This window comes from Mesorhizobium sp. M0276, from assembly GCF_040321755.1.
Classification (GTDB): domain Bacteria; phylum Pseudomonadota; class Alphaproteobacteria; order Rhizobiales; family Rhizobiaceae; genus Mesorhizobium.
Map to the genome: position 1 here is coordinate 1 of NZ_JAMYSC010000157.1, position 868 is coordinate 868.

Below are 868 nucleotides of genomic sequence, written 5' to 3' on the forward strand. Positions count from 1 at the left end.
GCAAGCTGCGCAACTTCCGTGCCGGCATCGAGGCCGACATCTCATGCCTCAAGCGTGCTTACGGCTTGGCGCGCTGCACCTGGCGCGGCCTTGATCACTTCAAGAGCTACGTCTGGCCTCGGTCGTGGCCTACAATCTCGTCCTCTTCACACGTCTCAAACCGACCTGACGGCGAGCCATTGCGCGGGTCAGCAGCCCGCCGGCAGGCGCCGGCTCCATAGCCACGACTAACTTCCGTTCGGCGAGTTCTATCTGGCGTGATCCATTGGACTTCGCGTCGGCACGGTACCGCAAACGACGTTCGTCCTGCGGCAAGCTCTGTAAATCCTCACCAAAATGGGCGTTTATGGATGGAAACTAGACTAGGCGCGCTTCGCCGTACACCTCCGGCGAAGACCGCCTTGCGCGAGCATGGCACGGTAGCGAGGCTGCGCTCATAAGGTCGTCCTTACGAGCGTAGTTAGCAGCACAGCATGAGCCATGTGACGTTATTGACCGGGCCGGAGCGTCGGCGTCGTTGGAGTGAAGCGGATCAATGCCGGATACTGGCCGCGGCATTCGCGCCTGGGGCCACAGTGGCGGCGGTAGCGCGCCAGTACGATGTCGCGACCAGCCTGATCTATAAGTGGCGCCGCACGATGAGAGTCCGCGAGACGGGCTTTGCCGAAGTTGTCGTGGTTCCCGATGAGCCTGTCGCCGCTTCGGTGCCGGCGGCGCCACCAGCGGTGATCGAGCTGGAGATCGCCGGCAAGGTGCGGCTGCGGATTCCGCTGACCACGCCGGCGACACTGGCGGCGGCGATGGTGAAGGCGCTGGGCGTTTCATGATCCCGGTCCCGAGCCAGGTGCGGATCTGGTTGGCGGTCGGC

General features: G+C 63.8%; 1 protein-coding gene and 1 pseudogene. Both read left to right on the forward strand.

Annotated elements, in window-relative coordinates:
- Positions 1 to 169 (forward strand): annotated as a pseudogene (locus tag NKJ01_RS36245) (transposase); the annotation flags it as partial.
- Between the two features lie 304 nt (positions 170 to 473).
- Positions 474 to 827, forward strand: a complete 354-nt coding sequence (tnpA, locus tag NKJ01_RS36250; protein ID WP_352735386.1) for an IS66-like element accessory protein TnpA — start codon at positions 474 to 476, stop codon at positions 825 to 827.
- Positions 828 to 868: the final 41 nt, after the last annotated feature.

Bases quoted from the DNA above. Each gene is read 5' to 3' on its own strand.
- tnpA (WP_352735386.1), top strand. From the start codon at position 474: ATGAGCCATGTGACGTTATTGACCGGGCCGGAGCGTCGGCGTCGTTGG.